At 31.8% G+C, this 17908-nt stretch carries 20 protein-coding genes and 1 pseudogene; 12 read left to right on the top strand and 9 right to left on the bottom strand.

The genetic code is table 11. The annotated features are described in order from the left end of the window. Window positions 1–18 precede the first annotated feature (18 nt). Window positions 19–792, top strand: coding sequence for a non-homologous end joining protein Ku (gene ku, locus EV143_RS05435; protein ID WP_133506953.1), 774 nt, complete (start codon window positions 19–21; stop codon window positions 790–792). An 87-nt stretch (window positions 793–879) separates the two neighbouring features. Here ku and ligD read toward each other — a convergent pair whose 3' ends face one another. The 3 genes from ligD to EV143_RS05420 form a co-directional block, all read right to left on the bottom strand. Then, window positions 880–3429, bottom strand: a complete 2550-nt coding sequence (gene ligD, locus EV143_RS05430) for a DNA ligase D (RefSeq protein WP_133506952.1) — start codon at window positions 3427–3429, stop codon at window positions 880–882. 128 nt (window positions 3430–3557) lie between these two features. After that, window positions 3558–3842 (bottom strand): PrgI family protein, encoded by a 285-nt coding sequence (locus EV143_RS05425; RefSeq protein ID WP_133506951.1) that lies wholly within the window; start codon window positions 3840–3842, stop codon window positions 3558–3560. 56 nt (window positions 3843–3898) lie between these two features. After that, window positions 3899–4084, bottom strand: coding sequence for a hypothetical protein (locus tag EV143_RS05420; protein ID WP_133506950.1), 186 nt, complete (start codon window positions 4082–4084; stop codon window positions 3899–3901). A gap of 333 nt (window positions 4085–4417) precedes the next feature. Here EV143_RS05420 and EV143_RS05415 point away from each other — a divergent pair, with 333 nt between their 5' ends. Next, window positions 4418–4864: a response regulator gene (locus EV143_RS05415; protein WP_133506949.1), complete on the top strand. Its 447-nt coding sequence runs from the start codon at window positions 4418–4420 to the stop codon at window positions 4862–4864. Window positions 4865–5010: 146 nt separating this feature from the next. Beyond that, window positions 5011–5271 carry a hypothetical protein gene (locus EV143_RS05410; protein ID WP_133506948.1) on the top strand — a complete coding sequence of 87 codons (261 nt, stop codon included), beginning with the start codon at window positions 5011–5013 and terminating at the stop codon, window positions 5269–5271. 66 nt (window positions 5272–5337) lie between these two features. On the opposite strand, the gene EV143_RS05405 is transcribed toward EV143_RS05410, so the two are convergent. The 5 genes from EV143_RS05405 to EV143_RS05385 form a co-directional block, all read right to left on the bottom strand. Next, a complete protein-coding gene (locus EV143_RS05405) occupies window positions 5338–5739 on the bottom strand; it encodes a hypothetical protein (protein ID WP_133506947.1) in 402 nt (133 codons plus the stop codon). 108 nt (window positions 5740–5847) lie between these two features. Next, window positions 5848–6267 carry a hypothetical protein gene (locus EV143_RS05400; RefSeq protein WP_133506946.1) on the bottom strand — a complete coding sequence of 140 codons (420 nt, stop codon included), beginning with the start codon at window positions 6265–6267 and terminating at the stop codon, window positions 5848–5850. Window positions 6268–6444: 177 nt separating this feature from the next. Beyond that, window positions 6445–6813 carry a hypothetical protein gene (locus tag EV143_RS05395; protein WP_133506945.1) on the bottom strand — a complete coding sequence of 123 codons (369 nt, stop codon included), beginning with the start codon at window positions 6811–6813 and terminating at the stop codon, window positions 6445–6447. Between the two features lie 111 nt (window positions 6814–6924). Then, a complete protein-coding gene (locus tag EV143_RS05390; RefSeq protein ID WP_133506944.1) occupies window positions 6925–7914 on the bottom strand; it encodes a sensor histidine kinase in 990 nt (329 codons plus the stop codon). 307 nt (window positions 7915–8221) lie between these two features. Continuing rightward, window positions 8222–8620: a hypothetical protein gene (locus EV143_RS05385; RefSeq protein ID WP_133506943.1), complete on the bottom strand. Its 399-nt coding sequence runs from the start codon at window positions 8618–8620 to the stop codon at window positions 8222–8224. A 220-nt stretch (window positions 8621–8840) separates the two neighbouring features. Here EV143_RS05385 and EV143_RS05380 point away from each other — a divergent pair, with 220 nt between their 5' ends. The 6 genes from EV143_RS05380 to EV143_RS05355 all read left to right on the top strand — a co-directional run bounded on the left by EV143_RS05380 (window position 8841) and on the right by EV143_RS05355 (window position 15421). Then, window positions 8841–10175, top strand: a complete 1335-nt coding sequence (locus tag EV143_RS05380) for a TolC family protein (protein WP_133506942.1) — start codon at window positions 8841–8843, stop codon at window positions 10173–10175. A gap of 12 nt (window positions 10176–10187) precedes the next feature. After that, window positions 10188–11249, top strand: coding sequence for an HlyD family secretion protein (locus EV143_RS05375; RefSeq protein WP_133506941.1), 1062 nt, complete (start codon window positions 10188–10190; stop codon window positions 11247–11249). A gap of 3 nt (window positions 11250–11252) precedes the next feature. Next, a complete protein-coding gene (locus EV143_RS05370) occupies window positions 11253–12821 on the top strand; it encodes an MFS transporter (protein ID WP_133506940.1) in 1569 nt (522 codons plus the stop codon). A gap of 81 nt (window positions 12822–12902) precedes the next feature. Beyond that, window positions 12903–13871, top strand: a complete 969-nt coding sequence (locus EV143_RS05365; protein WP_133506939.1) for an AI-2E family transporter — start codon at window positions 12903–12905, stop codon at window positions 13869–13871. 319 nt (window positions 13872–14190) lie between these two features. Further along, the gene (locus EV143_RS05360) at window positions 14191–15027 is read left to right on the top strand and encodes a sulfite exporter TauE/SafE family protein (RefSeq protein ID WP_133506938.1); all 837 of its coding nucleotides are present in this window, start codon (window positions 14191–14193) and stop codon (window positions 15025–15027) included. Window positions 15028–15031: 4 nt separating this feature from the next. Beyond that, on the top strand, window positions 15032–15421 hold the full coding sequence (locus EV143_RS05355) for a DUF1634 domain-containing protein (RefSeq protein WP_243739797.1): 390 nt from the start codon (window positions 15032–15034) through the stop codon (window positions 15419–15421). Window positions 15422–15439: 18 nt separating this feature from the next. Here the strand turns inward: EV143_RS05355 and EV143_RS05350 are convergent, their stop codons facing one another. Next, window positions 15440–15805 (bottom strand): winged helix-turn-helix transcriptional regulator, encoded by a 366-nt coding sequence (locus tag EV143_RS05350; RefSeq protein ID WP_133506936.1) that lies wholly within the window; start codon window positions 15803–15805, stop codon window positions 15440–15442. 113 nt (window positions 15806–15918) lie between these two features. Here EV143_RS05350 and EV143_RS21945 point away from each other — a divergent pair, with 113 nt between their 5' ends. The 3 genes and pseudogenes from EV143_RS21945 to EV143_RS05340 all read left to right on the top strand — a co-directional run bounded on the left by EV143_RS21945 (window position 15919) and on the right by EV143_RS05340 (window position 17907). Next, window positions 15919–16089: an NADPH-dependent FMN reductase family protein gene (locus tag EV143_RS21945; protein WP_317128062.1), complete on the top strand. Its 171-nt coding sequence runs from the start codon at window positions 15919–15921 to the stop codon at window positions 16087–16089. 39 nt (window positions 16090–16128) lie between these two features. Further along, a pseudogene (locus EV143_RS05345) lies at window positions 16129–16530 on the top strand (FMN-dependent NADH-azoreductase); the annotation flags it as partial. 405 nt (window positions 16531–16935) lie between these two features. Continuing rightward, window positions 16936–17907 (top strand): leucine-rich repeat domain-containing protein, encoded by a 972-nt coding sequence (locus EV143_RS05340; protein ID WP_133506935.1) that lies wholly within the window; start codon window positions 16936–16938, stop codon window positions 17905–17907. Window position 17908: the final 1 nt, after the last annotated feature.

Genomic DNA, 17908 nt, shown 5'->3' with positions numbered 1-17908 from the left:
ATACAAAAAATAATAGTTATGAGGTCAATATGGACAGGTTCAATAAGTTTTGGGTTAATCAATATTCCCATAAAAATGTTTTCTGCTGTGCAGGAAAGTAGTCTTGATATGGATATGCTTGATGCCAGCGATCACTCTAACATAAAGTTTAAACGTGTAAACGAAAAAAGCGGTAAAGAAGTAACTTTTTCTGAAATTGTAAAAGGTTACCGAATTGACGATAAATACGTTATAGTTGAAGATGAAGATTTTGAAGCCGCAGATGCCATCAAAACCAAAACAATAGATATTCAGAGTTTTGCGTACGAAAAAGAAATTGAAAGTATTTATTATGAGCAGCCGTATTATCTGGAACCGGATAAGGGTGCGATGAATGCCTATGGTTTATTGCGCGATGCACTTGAGGCAACGGGTAAGGTAGGAGTGACGAGTTTTGTTTTAAGAAACAAAGAAAGTCTTGCCATTTTAAAGCCCTATAAAAATGTTATTCTCTTAAACCGAATTCGTTTCGAACAGGAAATCAGAGACACGGCCGAACTTAAAGTTCCTGCCATTTCTAAAAAGAAAACCAAAGAAATGGATATGGCCAACAAACTCGTAGAACAACTTACCGAAAAGTTTGATATCAGCAGTTATAAAGACGAATATACTGATAAGCTTTTGAAAATAATTAAGAGCAAAGCAAAAGGTAAAAAACAAACTAAAACACCAAAATTGGAAGTCGTTCACAAACAAAGCGACGATTTGTTAAGTATGCTAAAAGCAAGTCTTGAGAAGAAGAAATCCTCTTAATAATTGTAAATGGTTAATTATGAATTATGAATTATGATTTATGATTTATGATTTTTTCATTAATAATTAACCATTTACAATCAACCATTATAACTTGTTCATTATCTTCTTAATATTTGCGCCTTTACCTAAAACGGGTGCCCATAAATCTCCTTTTTTCTCGAAGCGTTGCAATACATTTTTTATGGTAAATTGAGACGGATGCAGCTTATCATTTACTTCACTCCATTCTAAGGGTGTAGAAACTTGTGCTCCCGGAACTGGTCTTACAGAATAAGGTGCGGCAAGCGTTTGTCCGCGGCGGTTTTGCAGATAATCAATGTAGATTTTATTATTTCTTTTTTTGATGCTTCTTTCCAGAGATGTGGTTTCCGGTAAACGCTGTTGAATTTTAGTCGCAATTAATTCAGCAAAAATCTTGATCGAATCATAATCATATTTAGCACCAAGCGGAATATAAACGTGCAATCCTGTAGCACCGGATGTTTTGCAATAACATTCTGTTTCAAGTTCATCCATAACATCTTTTACCACCAATGCCGTTTCTATAACTTCTTCAAATTTATCCTTAGAGGGATCAATATCAATAACCAGCCAATCCGGATTTTCGATTTGTTTAATTGTCGAATTCCACGGATTTATTTCAATACAACCTAAATTTGCCATATAAAGCAAAGTTGCCTTATCGTTGCAAATAAGATAATCCAGGTCTTCATTATTAGATTCAGAAAATACTTTTTTCGTTTTTAACCATTTTGGAATTTTATCCAGGTCAACATCTTTTTGATAAAAACTTGGTCCATTAATTCCGCCCGGAAATCGGTTCATAGATTGCGGACGATCTTTAAGATACGGAAGTATAAAATCTGCCACTTCATTATAATATTGCACGATTTCACCTTTTGTAATGCCACTTTCAGGGAAATATATTTTATTTTGATTGGTTAGCTTAAGGGTGTTTTTGCCTACTTTCAAATCAAAATTATCTTCGCCTTTACCTAATTCTTGTGTTGTATCTTTTTCCATGACTTCATCTTCTTTAATTATTGTGCTATTGATCTTTGCAGGCAGAAAAACCTCTGATGCTTTTTTATCAACTCGTAATCCTAAAAAAACAGGATGGCGTAATCGTAAATCATCTGTCCATTCCGTAAATTTAATTTGCGCAACAAATTTTGGTTTAATCCATTGAATAGTATCTCTAAGCGGTACTTTTTCTGCAACAGGCGATTCATTTATAAAATTAGGTTCAAATTTAGTGTACAGCTCTTTCAGCGTATCTTCGGTAAATCCAGTTCCACATTTTCCTATAAATTTCAATCCTTTACCGTAATATTGTCCCAGTAATATTGCACCAAAATAATTTCGGGAATTTTTAGGCTTTGTAATGCCAATAATGACAGCCTCTTCCTGTTTTTGTATTTTTATTTTTAGCCAGTCATTGGTTCTTTTTCCTATTAAGTAAGTGCTGGAAGCTTTTTTAGCAATAATACCTTCGGTTTTGTTTTTAGCGGCTAATTCTAAACGTTTTACTCCATTTGCTGCAGTATGCTCAGAGTAAAAAACGTTTGGTAATTCATACTTTTCCAGTAATATTTTTAGAAGTTCTTTTCGTTCAAGCAACGGTAAATTAGTAGTTGAAAAACCGTCAAGATTTAAAATATCAAAAACATAATATTTTAAAATTCCTTTTCCTGTTTTAAGGTAATTTTGAAGAAGTTGAAAATTGGCTTCACCAACAGCATTTTCGACGACAATTTCACCATCTAAAATGGCCTGATGGTTTATTTTTTTTAATTCCTGCTGAATAGGTTCAAAATTTTTATCGAATGAAATTTCATTTCGGCTAAAGAGATGTACTTCGTCAGAATTAAGAACAGCAAGCGATCTGTAGCCATCATATTTATTTTCAAAAACCCATTCAGGATCGTCAAAAGGTTTTTCGACTAAAGTAGCGAGCATTGGTTTTACAAAAGAAATGTTTTCTGTTTTTTCAGGCTTTTTTTTTACTGTAGAAGTTGTTTTTTTTGCAGTTGTTGCCTGTTTCTTTTGCTCCGGTTCTTCCGCTTTTTTAGCTAATGATTCTAAAGTTCGTTTAGAAAGTACCGATTTATCTTTTTTAAGAATATCTTCGTCAGAAGCAAATTTGTCGGTCTTTTTTATCAATAACCAGGCATTTTCCTGTTTGCCTTTAAGTTTGACCAGGGAAAATTCGCCTTTTAGTTTTTTGCCTTTTAGAACAAAGCTCAAACGGCCTTTATCTAAATCTGCCAATAAAGTTTTTTTTGCTGATGCAGAAGTATCATCTGCAGAGGTATACGTTCCGTTATCCCAAACAATAACATTTCCTGCGCCGTAATTTCCTTCGGGAATAGAACCTTCAAAATCTTTATAATCATAAGGATGATCTTCGACCATCATCGCAAGGCGCTTTACTTCAGGATCCATCGAAGGACCTTTTGGAACCGCCCAACTTTTAAGAACACCATCTAATTCCAATCTAAAATCATAATGCAAATGAGAAGCCGCATGTTTTTGAACAACAAAAATCAGGTCTTTTTCAGATTTTCCAATTTTGCCTTTTGGTTCTTCTGTTTGCTTAAAATTACGTTTTTGGTTGTATTTAGAAAGTGACATAATGAAAGTATTTATGGGTTCATGGTGCAGTTTTTATAAGTGAAAAAAAAATGTACTTCCTAGTCCTCATTCTGCTCTTTAATCAATTGATTAAAAACAAAAGTGAAACCGGGAAGTACAAAAATTATTTATGCGTGTTCTGTTATAGCGTCAGAATTGTCTGCATTTGCTTGTGCTTCAGAAGCTTTTCTTTGAATTTTTTTATAAATAGCTGAAGCTAGAATTGGTAATGCAAGTCCTGCAACAACAGCTCCTGCTTTTTTATGTCCTGTTTTTTTCAAAACAGCTCCTGCAATTAATGTTCCCACTCCGGCAACAACTAATTGCTTTGTAGAAATATTTAAGGCTTTTTTTTCTAGTTCTTCAGGAATGATTCCGTGTAATAATGGATTAATGAAATTTAAGTTTTCCATGATTTTTATTTTTAATTAAACATTTGTAAGGATCTGAATATTTTTAAATAATCAGATTAATTCTTTTTATCTTCTGAATCTTTTGTTTTGTCTTTCGAAATACGATTTGGATTATCGTTTATAAATTCTTCAACATTTTGAGTATTATTTTTATCAGTATGCAATTTCGATTTATGAAGATTTTCTACCGTTTCTTTTTCCGGACAATTATCATTATCGGGATCATAATTCTTTTCGACCATAATAGTATTAATTTATGATTTGCTAATTGTCAAAATTAGTTCAAATGAAAAATTTTGCTTTATAAGATTAAATTCTGTACTTATATAATTATCAGAAAATACAAGATATCAGAGGTGTTATCTGACATAATATCTACTGCGTAAGATACTTCTTAAATTTTAACATTTGAGAAAAAACTACATAAAAATTATATAATAATCCTAAATTATTTTGTAATACATTCTTACTAAAAAATTTAAATATTTGCTTAATAATTTTAAAGATTGATTCAAAAACGTTAAAGTATTTGTGGGTAAAATCAATCAGTTTATTAATAATTAAAATGAATTACCATGAATAAGAAAGGACCAATCATACTCATAGAAAATAATCAGGGAGATCGTAAATTATTTACACAAATATTTTCTGAATTAGGTTTTTCAAATAATATCCTATATTTTCATTCAGGAAACGATGCTTATAACTACTTAATTTCTAACAATGTAAAACCATTTTTGATATTTTCAGACATTGTGCTTCTCCATATGGATGATGAGCAGGAAGTTAATATTAGTTTTAAAAATTTAAGTATCGAACTAAATTGCCCTTGTTTGTTTTTTACAACTGTCTTTAATCAATGTTTTGTAATGGATTTATATTCTGCGCCAACACAAAATTACATGGTTAAACCTTACAGTTATGAAAAGTTTAAAGAAATTATCAATACAATACTTGAATATTGGCACAAAAATGAATTTATCGTACAAAAAAAATCTAAAAAGGAGAAAGATAAATTGTAATTCCGTAAATTTAAACAGATGATAATGATGTAAGTTGCGAATTGTAATATATAACTTATAATATTGATTTATTCTGATATTTGTAAAAGAATAATTCTTAAGAATTAAACTTTCAAATCAAACTATTAATTAAAAAATATCATATTATGAAAAATTTATTTTTAACAATCGCAATGGTGATGTTCGTTGGAAGTGCAATGGCACAAGAAACTCCAAAACAAACAACGACAACTCAGGATACTGTAAAAGAGCATTTAGCTAAAAAGAGAGATGCAGCAGCTAAAAAGGCTGATACGGTAAAAAAACAAAAGTCGAATAGTACCAAAATGGTTTCAGATCCAACTTCTCATCCAATGACGATAGATACCATCACTAATTCGAATACTAAAAGAAAAACAAAAAAATAATCGGATTATAAAAAGCAAAAAGCCTATAAAATTTTATAGGCTTTTTGCTTTTTATATTATATCGGGTTACTTAATTTCCTTTTGAATAATTTCTTCTTCAATTTCGATTTTTTTGATTTCTACTTTTTCTTTTTTGATTGCTTGTCGCAACAATCCAAACAAACTCATATAAACATTCGCGACAAAAACTAATGCAAATCCCGCAATTAAATATCCACGCCAATCAGTAAGTAATAGTTTGTATTCGCAAAAAATTATAAAAAAAATAGTTACATAATGGCTGAAACAATATTCGCAGGTAAAAAGATAAAAAAGCTTTCGTGTTACCAAGAGTCGGCTGTTTTTAGAACATTCAACGCAAAAGTCCCTGGGTTCTTTAAATATTTCTTCATGCGTTACTGTCCAACTGATACAGGAAATAGGAATAGCTAAAATAAAAAGCCAAATAATTTGAATTGATATATCCATGAGGAATTATGAGTTATAAATTATGAGTTATTAGTTAAAAGTAGAAGTTATGATCTAAAAATCCAAAATTCTAACAATCTAAAATCTAAATTCTCCAATTTAAAATCATTACTCTCTCGTATGTGTATCAGGAAAATATTCATCGGCTTCTTCTAAATCTTCGCTGCTTTTATAATCTTCATCTTCATTATCGTCATCCAGATCGCCATCTTTTTCGATGATATCATCTAAATCATTTTGATTAAAATCATCATCGTCTTCCTCTTCGTCATTCTTAGTCAATCCATCTTCATCAATGACTCTTTCCTCGTTCGGAATATTTTCATTTCTGTTATAATCATTAGTTTCATGATTAATATCGATTAGAGTTTCTTCTTTATTTTGAAGATCGTCTTCCAGATTTTGATATTTATCATTGTCAAATAATTCTTCTATCGCAGTTTCTTTATTTCTATCTATCGGACCATCTTCGTCATGGTGAAAATTACGTTCTAACTGACCGTAGTTTTCGTTAGTTTCATTTTTCATAATATAAAAGTTTAAGGTTATTTTTATAATTGTTATACAAAGCTAGTGCTCAGGTACGCATAAACTCTTATAGAAAATTAAATACTACTTGTATAATTTTCAGCTGTTTGTAGACTTTTCAAACAAAAAAAACCGTTAGCATTTAGCTAACGGTTTTATATAAAATCTTACTTGAATTTAAAATTGTCTTGGATGGTTTACAGGATGAATTTCTTCTAAATCCTGATCAATATCTTCTTGTGCAGATAAGTCGGCATCGCGAAATAAACCGTCGTCCTCATCTTCTGGCTCATCATAAAGATCCAGTTTTTGATCTGCTTCTTCATGATCATCATCGTTGGTAACGGCATCGTCCTGATTTATAATTTGATCATCATCCGGAGAATTAAAATTTCTCGGGTGATGGCTATCTGCTTGTTCGTAAATACTAACATCATTTTCTGAATCCAGTTCTTGTAAATTAGTATCTGAATAATATTTTGTACCTAAAATTACATCTTGTTCGTAATGAGGGAAATTACCATTATTATCACTTGAAGTATTCATAATATATAGTTTAATGATTAATATATTACAAATGTAGCAGTAATAACTTCAGATTACTTATAGAAAAATATTTTGTAATTGTATAATTTACTGGTAATTAGAATAATAATGCTAAAATTTACTCTTCAAGATGTTAAGTTGATTTCTAATATTAATCCCTTGTACCTTTGCACTTCCTGTTTCATTGATTTCTGCCAATGACGGAATTTCAATATTAATCAATCTTCTGTTTTCTAACTTAGAATCAATTGAAAAAGAAGCGTTTAAATTTTTAATTCTAGTTTCTAATTTTGCAAAACTGATGATTTCCATGTAATTTTTAGAATCCGAGCCAAAACCATTATCTTCAACCGTAACGTTCAAATTACCATCAATAAAATTCAGCTGAACTTCTATTTCTGAAGCTTTTGCATATTTTATTGTGCTTGTAACTAATTCCTGGATAATTTTAAAAACCTCACATTGAAGCTGTTCACTGATTTCATTAACCTCTTTTTTAGGATAAGTCAAAAATGAAATTTTAAGCTGACAGGCTTCACCAATATTATTGAGATAAGATTCTAAAAATTCACAAAATCTATGTTGACTGAATTTCTTCGGAATCAGGTTAGGAGATAAGTTTTTAAATTGCTGATAGGTTTCTTCCAATCGCACATTAATAGTACTTATATTTTTTAAATTGCTATTATTCAGATGATTAATTTGCAGTTTTATAGATGCTAGTTTGCTGCCAATGGTATTAATCATTTCTTGCGAAACACGTACACGTTCTTTTTCCTCATCAATAATAAAAGCTTTTAACAGCATTAATTCCTGCTCCAGCAAAATAGTACTGAGCTCCTGTGAACTAAGCTCTGCCTGATGTTCATCTAATAAATTTTTAGTTTTTAAATACTTGTAATTTTGAAGTAAAAAACCAACGGTGAGAATAAAAATTGCAATAATAGCAATTAGAATATAGGGTTTATTTGATGCATTTTGAAAAGGTAAAATTGCGTTTTTATAAACGAGCAATTTTTTACTATTTTCAATATGTGCCTGAGCACTGAAAGATAAAAACGAGAACAACAATAAATGAAGCCTTTTGAAACAAAGTACCATACGTTTTAGTTTTTTAATCAATAAATAAAAAATTAGGTTAAAGTCTTGTAAATTTGGGATTTATAAGAATAAAGCAACCAAGCTTTGAACGCTAAAAATAGTATAAAAGGATTAATAAGAACTATTTTTAAGTACTTTTTTAAGGTGATTTTATGAAATAATTCATTTTCGTAAGAATTTTTATTCAATTGATTTTAAGCAAATTAGTATTTTAATTTTACTAAACATTTTAGTAAAAAATCTTATTTAAATAAAAAAGTCCATTTTAAGACAAAATGGACTTTGGTTTGTTTTGATTATTTCTATTTTATTTGGTTTTATTCGCTTCTTTTAATGCTTTTTTTAGGGCTTTCTTTTCTGCTTGTTTCTTTTCAAAATCTTCATGCGCAGATATTATTGTTTTTCCGGCTTCGAGAACAAAAATGATGTACACACCAACACCAATAAAAATGTAAATGATGTTAAAAACGACTCCAATAGTCGAAAAAGTTACCGCATGATCATACGGACTGTTCATCGAAAGCGTTCCCACAGAATAGGCGAGTGCTTTGAGAAATGGTAAATGTTCGACCAGCCAGAAGAACATCGTTCCTACAAGAATGAGTACAAATATTAAAAATCCTAAAGTTCGAAAAGTTTTATCGCTTCTTAATCTTTTAACGATATCAACAATAAATTTCCCTGTTAAAGCAAGTTCTATTAGCATATCTTTTTTGGTTTTAAGTAGTTCAATATTAGCGATTTATTTTTATATAACGAAATTTTTACTACATTTATATTAACATAATTTAACATAAATTATTTGACAACCCGTATTTAAAGGGAAAATAGTATTTATGGTATTTATTTTTTGATTTTTTTTGGTTAGTACTATTAAAATATTGGCAAGTTGATGTATATCAGCGATTTAATTAAAACAAAAAAATATGAATTATCGGTTACCTAAAAAAACACCTTTTCGATATCTAATGCTGACTTTAATTTTTTTAATTCCTGTTAAAATTTTGAGTCAGGCAGATAATTCAAATATCAAAATAATACGATTAGAAGAAGCACTTCAGCTTGGAAATCAAAATAACAGACAACTTAAAATAGCAAATACAGATGTTGCCATCGCGAATGAAAATGTCAGTCAGGCAAAAATGGCGAAAATTCCGCGTTTGAGTTTGGGCGCAGGATATACCTACATTGGAGATCCTAAATTATACGAAGGATTTTATGAGAGAAACATAACAGTAGATTACTATAACCATCGGGCTTTTGCTAATATAGTCTCCTCAATGCCCATTTATAGCGGCGGTGCAATAAACGATAAAATCGAGCAGCAAAAACTCATTTCCCAAATGCAGGAATCAATTGTAAAAATGACCGAGGCAGATGTAAAAAATGCAATAACAGAATACTATTTTACACTCGAAAAATTATACAGCCAAATTGAAGTAACCAAACAAAATATTATCAATACAGATCTTCGGTTAAAACAATTAAAATCGCGTGTTGATAACGGACAAAATCTTAAAAGTGATTTATTAAGAACCGAATTGCAGCAATCGAATTTTAAAGTTTCGGTTTTTCGAAATACAAATGATATCGAATTGGTAAGCAATTATTTAGACATATTAATTGGTCTTCCAACAAATACGATCTTAAAACCGGATGTGGTTGCAAATGTTAGTTTCGAAGAAGTAGATTTACAAAAAAGTATAACGGAAGCCTATCAAAACAGACAGGAAATAAAACGCGCTGAAATAAGCCTGAAACTTTCAGAATCAACTTTAGATATTACAAAAAGCGGCTTTAAACCTAATATAAGTACAAACCTTATTCTAAATACCGAATATCCCGCACAATGGCCTAATTATGTCAATATTATAAATTATTGGGCAGCAGGTATTTCGCTAAATTGGGATGTTTCGAGTTTTTACAATATAAAACATCGCATACGCGGAGATAAATTGCAAATCGATAAAAGCAATATTGCACTTGATGCCACAAAAGACCAAATCGAAAGAGAAGTAAAAACAGCTTACATCAAATATGCTGAAAGCAAGGAAAACATCAAAACGTATAAAAAAGATGTCGAGCTGTCTTTAAGCAATTATAAAATTGTAAAAAGCAGATATGATAATGATTTTGCTTTAATCAGCGATATGGTCGATGCTGAATTACAGTTGAATAACTCCAAAATTTCATTAGTTAATGCCAATTTAGATTTAATTATTCAATATTATTCCCTGCAGTTTGCAATGGGTAAACTCTAAAAAAAAGCTATTATGAGCGAAGAAAATGCACCAAACGGAGCCCTTCAGAAAGACAAAAAACGAAATACCATTTTAACGGTTCTTTCCTTTATTTTTCTGATTGCTGGAGGCTTCTGGATTATCAGCCTGTTTTTTGATTTTAGCAATTATGAAACTACCAATAATGCTCAGGTTCAGGCGTATATCAATAACGTTTCGGCACGCGCGACGGGGCATATCAAAGAAATTCGGTTTGAAACCAATCAATTGGTGCATAAAGGCGATACACTTATTATTTTAGACAATTCAGAATATTTAATTAAGGTAAAACAAGCCGAAGCCGATTTGGCAATAGCCGAAGGAAACCTGCATTCGATGGAACAAACAATTGTAACTTCATCATCAAATCAGGCTGCTACAAAAGAAAAATTAGCAGGAGATTTAGCAAGTCTTGAAAAAGCCCAAAAAGATTACCAGCGATTTAAAAACATGTATGCCGATTCTGCCGTAACAAAAAATCAATACGATCAGGTAGTTTCAAAATTACGTTCAGAAGAAGCTTATCTAAAAGCCGGAAAAAAAGGATTAGAAGCAAATAATTCGGTAACCAAACAAAGCAGCATCAATTTAGAAGCAGCCAGAGCAACCGTTGCCAGAAAAAAAGCAGATCTCGAGGCAGCAAAATTACAAGCGTCGTATACCAATATTATTGCTCCAGGTGATGGAATTGTTGGCGAACGCAATTTATCGATAGGAGAATTAATCAATGCAAATCAGGTTGTTGCCACAATTGTATTGAATCAGAAATTATGGGTTTCGGCGAATTTTAAAGAAACTCAAATCGAAAAAATAAAACAAGGACAGCAAGTTACCATTACGATTGATGCGCTTAACGGCAAAGAGTTTAAAGGAAAAGTTCTCGGTTTTTCTCCGGCAACAGGCGCTAAATTTTCGATGGTCGAACCCGATAATTCAACCGGAAATTTTGTAAAAATAACACAAAGAATTCCCGTAAAAATTGAATTTGAAGCCGATGCAAAAGCTTTAGAAGAAGTAAAACCAGGAATGAACGTAACGGTGGAAGTAAAAAAATAAAAGATGTTCGCAGGAAAAAAACGAAGCATTTTTACCCTCATAGGATTATATCTCCTGACGATTCCTTTTTTTAACGGACTGAACGTTACGACTTATGATAATTCTCAAATTCTCGGACATTTTGGTGCTTCGACAACGGTTTTTACGTATTCCATTTACATTTCTATTTTTGTTTTACTGGCTTTTATGCCTTTAGGATTAAAACTCGGAAAGCAAATTCCCGTACGCACGATGATTTTATCGGCTAGTTTTTTATCTATTATTTTCAATACGGCTTCTTTATTTGCGGTTAGTATTGAATGGTTTACGTTCTGGCGTTCACTTTTGGGAATTATTTCTGTTATTGGAATATTTGCTTCAATGGTTCCAATTTTATTAAAATACAATCCTGCTTTTAATATGGCGTTGCTGTACGGAATTCTTCAGTTTATTCAAAAAGGTAGTCAGCATGTTTATCAATATTTTGGCGCACATTTTACCAGTTTTTACAATTGGACATTCGGAATTTACTTTCTAAATATCAACTTTTTAATCTGTATTATTCTGGCCTGGTATTTTTATAAAGCGGATGTCGCGCCCATGAAAACGAAGTTTCAGTTTGATTGGTGCGGATGGATAATTATGATTGTATTTTTTACCATTATTCTTTTTCTAAGTGCCGAAGGACAAAGCAGAAACTGGTTTAACGATCCAAAAATAAGTTTAGCGGTTGCCTTATTATTTATCATTCTCGGAATTTATTTAATCCATACCCGTTTTACCGAAGATCCCATAATTGATCCCGAAGTTTACAAATATAAAAACGTAATTATAGGAGCTTTTTTAATGTTTTATATCGGAGTAATGAACGGAACCGGAAGCGTTATCACAGGTTATATGACTAATATTTTGGGTTTTGATTCTGTCTCAGGAGCGCGCACGCATTTGGCTTTGGTGATTGGTTTATGCATTTCAATTCCGTTATCCACCTATCTTTTATTCAAAAGAGTGTATTTGGCAACCATCTGGATAATGGGTTTTGGCTGTTACGGATTTTATCATATCATTCTCTTTTTCAGGTTTTATCCCGGAATAGATTCGGCTGATTTTTTTCTTCCTTTAGTATTCAAAGGCCTCGGAATGGGGTTTCTTTTTCCAATTTCACTATTATATATTTCAGAAGGAGTTCCGCCTAAATTAAGCGCCTCACGAATGATGACCGGAATTATTGCACAAGCTGTTTTTGCAGGTTTATTAGGAAGCGCGATTTTAGGGACCTGCATTTCTAATATGAATGTACAGCACAAAACAGGTCTTAGCCAGCAATTAACAGCCGTAAACCAATTGGCGCAGAAACAATTAACAAATACCAAAAGAAGTTTTTTAATGCGAGGATTATCCGAATCCGAAGCACAAAAGAGAGCCGAAAAAAGCCTTTCTAGTAAAACTTCTCAAGCCTCAATATTATTGGCGTACAAAGATATTTATCTGGTCATGTCAGCAGTTTGTTTTTTACCCATTTTTATAATTCTGCTTTTTAAACTTTGGCGACGACCACTTAGAAGAGTAGAGTTAGAGCCAATTCCAATTTAGAAAAAAGGTACACAAAAGACAGTAATTCGCTTAATCTGTGTACTCTGTGGAAAATCAAATCAATCCTTTAATTAAAATAAAATGAAAAATTCTAATCTACATAACCGTAAAGAACTCTTAGAAACCATTTTGCAATTCATTTTTATTTTTCTGATTGTTGGGTTTTGTTTCAAACTAATGCTGCCTTTTATTATGCCAATGATTTGGGCAACAATTTTAGCCATTATCTTTTATCCGTTTTTTAATTTTCTTCAAAGAATTTTAAGAGGAAGAAAAACGTTGGCATCGATTCTCATAACTGTTACAATTGTTGGATTATTGATTTTGCCTGTAATTTATTCTTTGAATTCGGCAACAAGCAATTTTTTAGAATTAAAAAACAGTTTCGAAACCGGAACGCTTAAAATACCGCCACCCGCAGCAACCATTAAAAATTGGCCAATAATAGGGCAGCCATTATTTGAATTTTTACATTCATTATCATCAGACCTGCAACATAGTTTATTAAAATATGATGTACAAATTAAGGCGATTTCAATGAAAATTATGGAAAGCGTTTTGAGTTCAGGAATGGCTTTTCTTCAGTTTATTTTATCCGTAATTATTGCCGGCGTTTTATTGGTATCAACAAGTGCCAAGAATTTAATCGTGAAATTTATTAAAAGAATTGCCGGAGATAAAGCAGATGAAATTTTGACAATTTCGGTTTCTACGATTCATCAGGTTGTAAAAGGAATAATTGGAGTTGCATTAATTCAAACCATTATTCAGGCTTTCGGACTTTATTTTGCCGGAATTCCGTACGCCGGAATATTTACTTTGCTGTGTCTTATCTTTTCTATTTTACAAATTGGACCCACTATTATTAATATTGGTGTCATTATTTTTATGTTTTCAACAGGCGATTCTGTTTATGCCATTTGCTGGACGATATTTTTTATCATCAGCGGACTTTCAGATAATATTTTAAAACCACTTTTATTGGGCAAAGGTGCTATGGTACCCATGCTTGTTATTTTTCTCGGTGTTATTGGCGGATTTATCATGTGAGGATTTATAGGCTTGTTTGTTGGCCCAATTATATTTTCAATTGGGTATAAATTATTTATCGCCTGGCTTGATGAAACTCCTGAAAGTGAAACTTTTAAAAACGAAAATTTTGAAACTGATCTTTCTGAAAATGATATTATTGTATAACTCAATTGACATCTTTTAAAACGTCAGCATTTTTAAGTTCTTTTTAAGTTTATTGTAAGTATTTGAAAATTAATTAAATAGATTTAAATAATTCGTTTTTAAAAACATCTTATTAAATAAGATTGATCCTGTACCAATATTCATTCGTAAATTAGTAGCCAAATTATACCACATGACAGTACTTACCTTTACTCTGATTATGATTTTGGGCGCTTTTTTGGCAGGATTTATAGGTTCATTATCAGGATTAGGCGGCGGAATAATTATTATACCGCTTTTAACCGTTTTTCTTGGGGTTGATATTCATTATGCAATTGGCGCAGCTTTGGTTTCGGTAATTGCAACTTCTTCAGGCTCTGCAGCGGCTTATGTAAAAGAGGGAATCACGAATATGCGTCTTGGAATTTTCCTTGAAATTGCCACAACAATTGGCGCTGTTTGCGGAGCTTTACTTTCTACTATTGCACCAACTTCTTTTATTGCCGTTTTATTCGGATTAACATTGATTTTCTCAGCCATTAATTCTTTAAGAAAAAAAGAAGAACATATCGTTTTAGAATCAAGTCCATTGGCTAAAAAACTAAGATTAGAAGGAACTTATCCCACTCACGATGGTGAAGTAGTGTATTACGGAACAAAAAATGTAATTGGCGGATTCAGTATGATGGGAATTGCCGGAATGATGTCCGGATTATTAGGAATTGGTTCCGGCGCTTTTAAGGTAATTGCTATGGATAATATTATGAGAATTCCGTTTAAAGTTTCAACCACAACCAGCAATTTTATGATGGGTGTTACCGCAATGGCTAGTTCTGTGATCTATATTCAAAAAGGATATATCGAACCCGGAATTTGTATGCCCGTTGTTATTGGCGTTTTATTTGGCGCGATGGCGGGAGCTAAAATACTGGTAAAAACAAACCCTAAAAAACTCCGAATCTTTTTTGCCTGTTTAATTTTTGTATTGGCATTGAACATGATTTATAACGGACTTAATGGAAAAATCTAAAGCTATGTTACAAGAAAAATTTGGAGAAAAAGATTTTCAAACTATTATAGGAAACTTGTTGCGCTACGGCGTTTGGATCTCGTTATCAGTCGCTTTTATTGGCGGCGTAATTTATTTATTGCATCACGGAAATTCCATCGAGGATTATTCGGTATTTAAAGAAAATGACCGAAATATTTTTGAAGTAATTGCTGATGTTTATAATGGAGTTATTCAGGGCAGGGGAGAATCGGTTATATTTTTTGGCGTGATACTGTTGTTTTTAACGCCTGTATTTCGCGTATTACTTTCACTATTTTCTTTTATTTTGGAGAAGGATTATTTGTACGTAGCCATTACTACAATTGTCATCGGAATTATAATATTGAGTATTTCATTTGGTTTTTCACATTAAAAAGGAGCAGAAGAAAAGTTATTTTCCAATAATTTTTTTCCTGTGTAAATCGCCCCAATCTTTCAATGCAAAAATAACATCTGATAAAGTTTTGCTGTGTTCTGTTGCTGCATATTCAACAGTAGGCGGAAACGTATCATAAACTGTTCTCGTTACAAGTTTGTTCACTTCCAGATCTTTAAGTTCTTTCGAAAGCATTTTATCGGTAATTCCGTTGATGTCTTTAGAAATCTCCTTGAATCGTTTTGGCCTGTTTGATAAAGTGATTAAAATAGGTAATTTCCATCTTCCGCTCAAAACTTCCAAGGCATCTCTAACCGGAAGCAGCGCAGCCAGACATTCTTCTTGCTGGTGCTCTAATACGTTCGTTTTTTTCGTTGTCATATGCACTAATTTGTGTTACTATCTTCCAGGATAGCGCTATCCTCCGGGATAGTACTATAAAAGAGATAGTAAATGTAGATAAGTTTGTATCATAAACAAAATAATAATAAGTTATGAGCAAAAAAGTGCTGAATATAGTAACAAGTATCAAAGGCGATGCTTCATTTAGTAATAAATTATCTAATGCTGTTCTCGAAAAATTAGAGAAAGTATATGGTGAAATACAACTGCAAACAATTGATCTTTCAAAAACACCGTCACCATATCTTGACCAGTTAAATTGAGGTGCATTTTTTACACCTGCAGAAGCGCATACTGAAACACAAAAAGAAGCGATTCAATATTCTAATAACACCATTAGCAATTTATTAGAAGCTGACATTATTGTGATTGGTGTTCCGGTTTACAATTTTGGAATTCCCGCAGTATTAAAAGGCTGGATCGATCAGGTTGCCAGAGCTGGTGCAACTTTTACTTATGGAGATGGTACACCAAAGGGTTTAGTAATCAATAAAAAAGTATATTTATCTATTGCATCAGGAGCTGTATTTTCTGAGGGACCATACAAAGCTTACGATTTTTCAGAACCGTATTTACGTGCTGTACTTGGTTTTTTAGGCATGACAGATATTACTGTTTTCCGCGTAGAAGGAACCGCAATTCCTGATTTAGCAGAAGGCGCTTTGCCAAAAGCCTTAGCAAGTGTCGAAGAATTTGCTTTTTAATTTTCAAATAATATAAAATCCAGACGTTTTTCTGGATTTTTATTTAATCAAAAGTAAAATTAGCCTCGACTTACACAATTTTTCACTAATTGATGGTTTACGCGCAAATAATTTATAATTAATTGAAAATTAACACATTAAATGAATTCGTCTGTTTTTTAACGAAAAACTACGTTTTTATGCAAGAATAAAAAACAGCATATTTTTTATCAAATAAAGAAATGTTAATAACTTTTAGAAATCTAGATTTCATAAGCTATCGCGAAAACATTTTTGTTAATAATAAGTATTATAGTATTAAATTTTACATAATTGTACGAAAAATTTACATTATTTTAATGTTTGAATGAAATTATTCATATACATTTGGGAAATTACTTATTAATATTTAGAAACCCAAATTTTATGAAAAAAGTTTTATTATTAGCCCTTGCGCTAAATTTTGTAGCCTGCTCTACAGACAACAATGAAGACAATTCTGTTGAAACAGCAAAAGTAACGACCAGTACTTTTAATGCTAATCCTAGTCCTGATGATTATCGAAAAGCTAATGATGCTAATTTTGTTAAAGACGAAAAAGCTTTATTAGAACAGGCAAATATTACAAAGAAAACAGCTGCGGTATGGGTTAATGCTACTATTCCAGATGCTAATTTAAGAGCAGCATTAATAAATATTGGAGCAGGCGATGCAAATGACGGAACTCCAAACGACAATACTATTAATATTGATAAAACGCGCGGTGGTCTTTATCTTGCTGGAGCTAATATTAGTGATGCAACAGGTTTACAAGCATTTACTTCTTTATCTCAGTTGATTATCAATGGAAATAATTTAACAAGTTTAAACGTTTCAGGTATACCTACTTTAACCTGGTTAGAATGCCAGTACAACCAACTGACAACTTTAAACCTTACATCAAATACCAACTTAACACAAATTTGGTGTCACAATAACCTGCTTACAAGTTTATCGCTTCCTGCAAATGTTAGCGGTCTTTGGGGATTATGGTGTTACGGTAATCAATTGTCTACATTAAATCTTAATGGAAATGTTAACCTGACAAGTTTATTTGTACAAATTAACAATTTTTCTACCTTGTCTACAGCTTCGTTAACTTCATTAAAAATGGTAAACCTTTCTTATAATAAATGGGTGACTTTAAACTATAGTACAAATTCACAATTAAATTGTTTCTGGTGTTATAACAACACATTGCTAACGGATATTAATCTTAAAAACGGTAATAATGCAGCAATTACTATTGTTGATTTTTCCGGAAACACAAAACGACCAGCTATACATGTTGATGCGAACTTTGTAGCACAAGCACCTATACTATGGACTCCAAGCGGAGGTTCAGTTTATCAATTGTAAT

The sequence above is a fragment of the Flavobacterium chryseum genome, from assembly GCF_004362015.1.
In the GTDB taxonomy this organism is placed as follows: Bacteria; Bacteroidota; Bacteroidia; order Flavobacteriales; family Flavobacteriaceae; genus Flavobacterium.
This window is presented reverse-complemented; position numbering and strand designations above follow the sequence as displayed.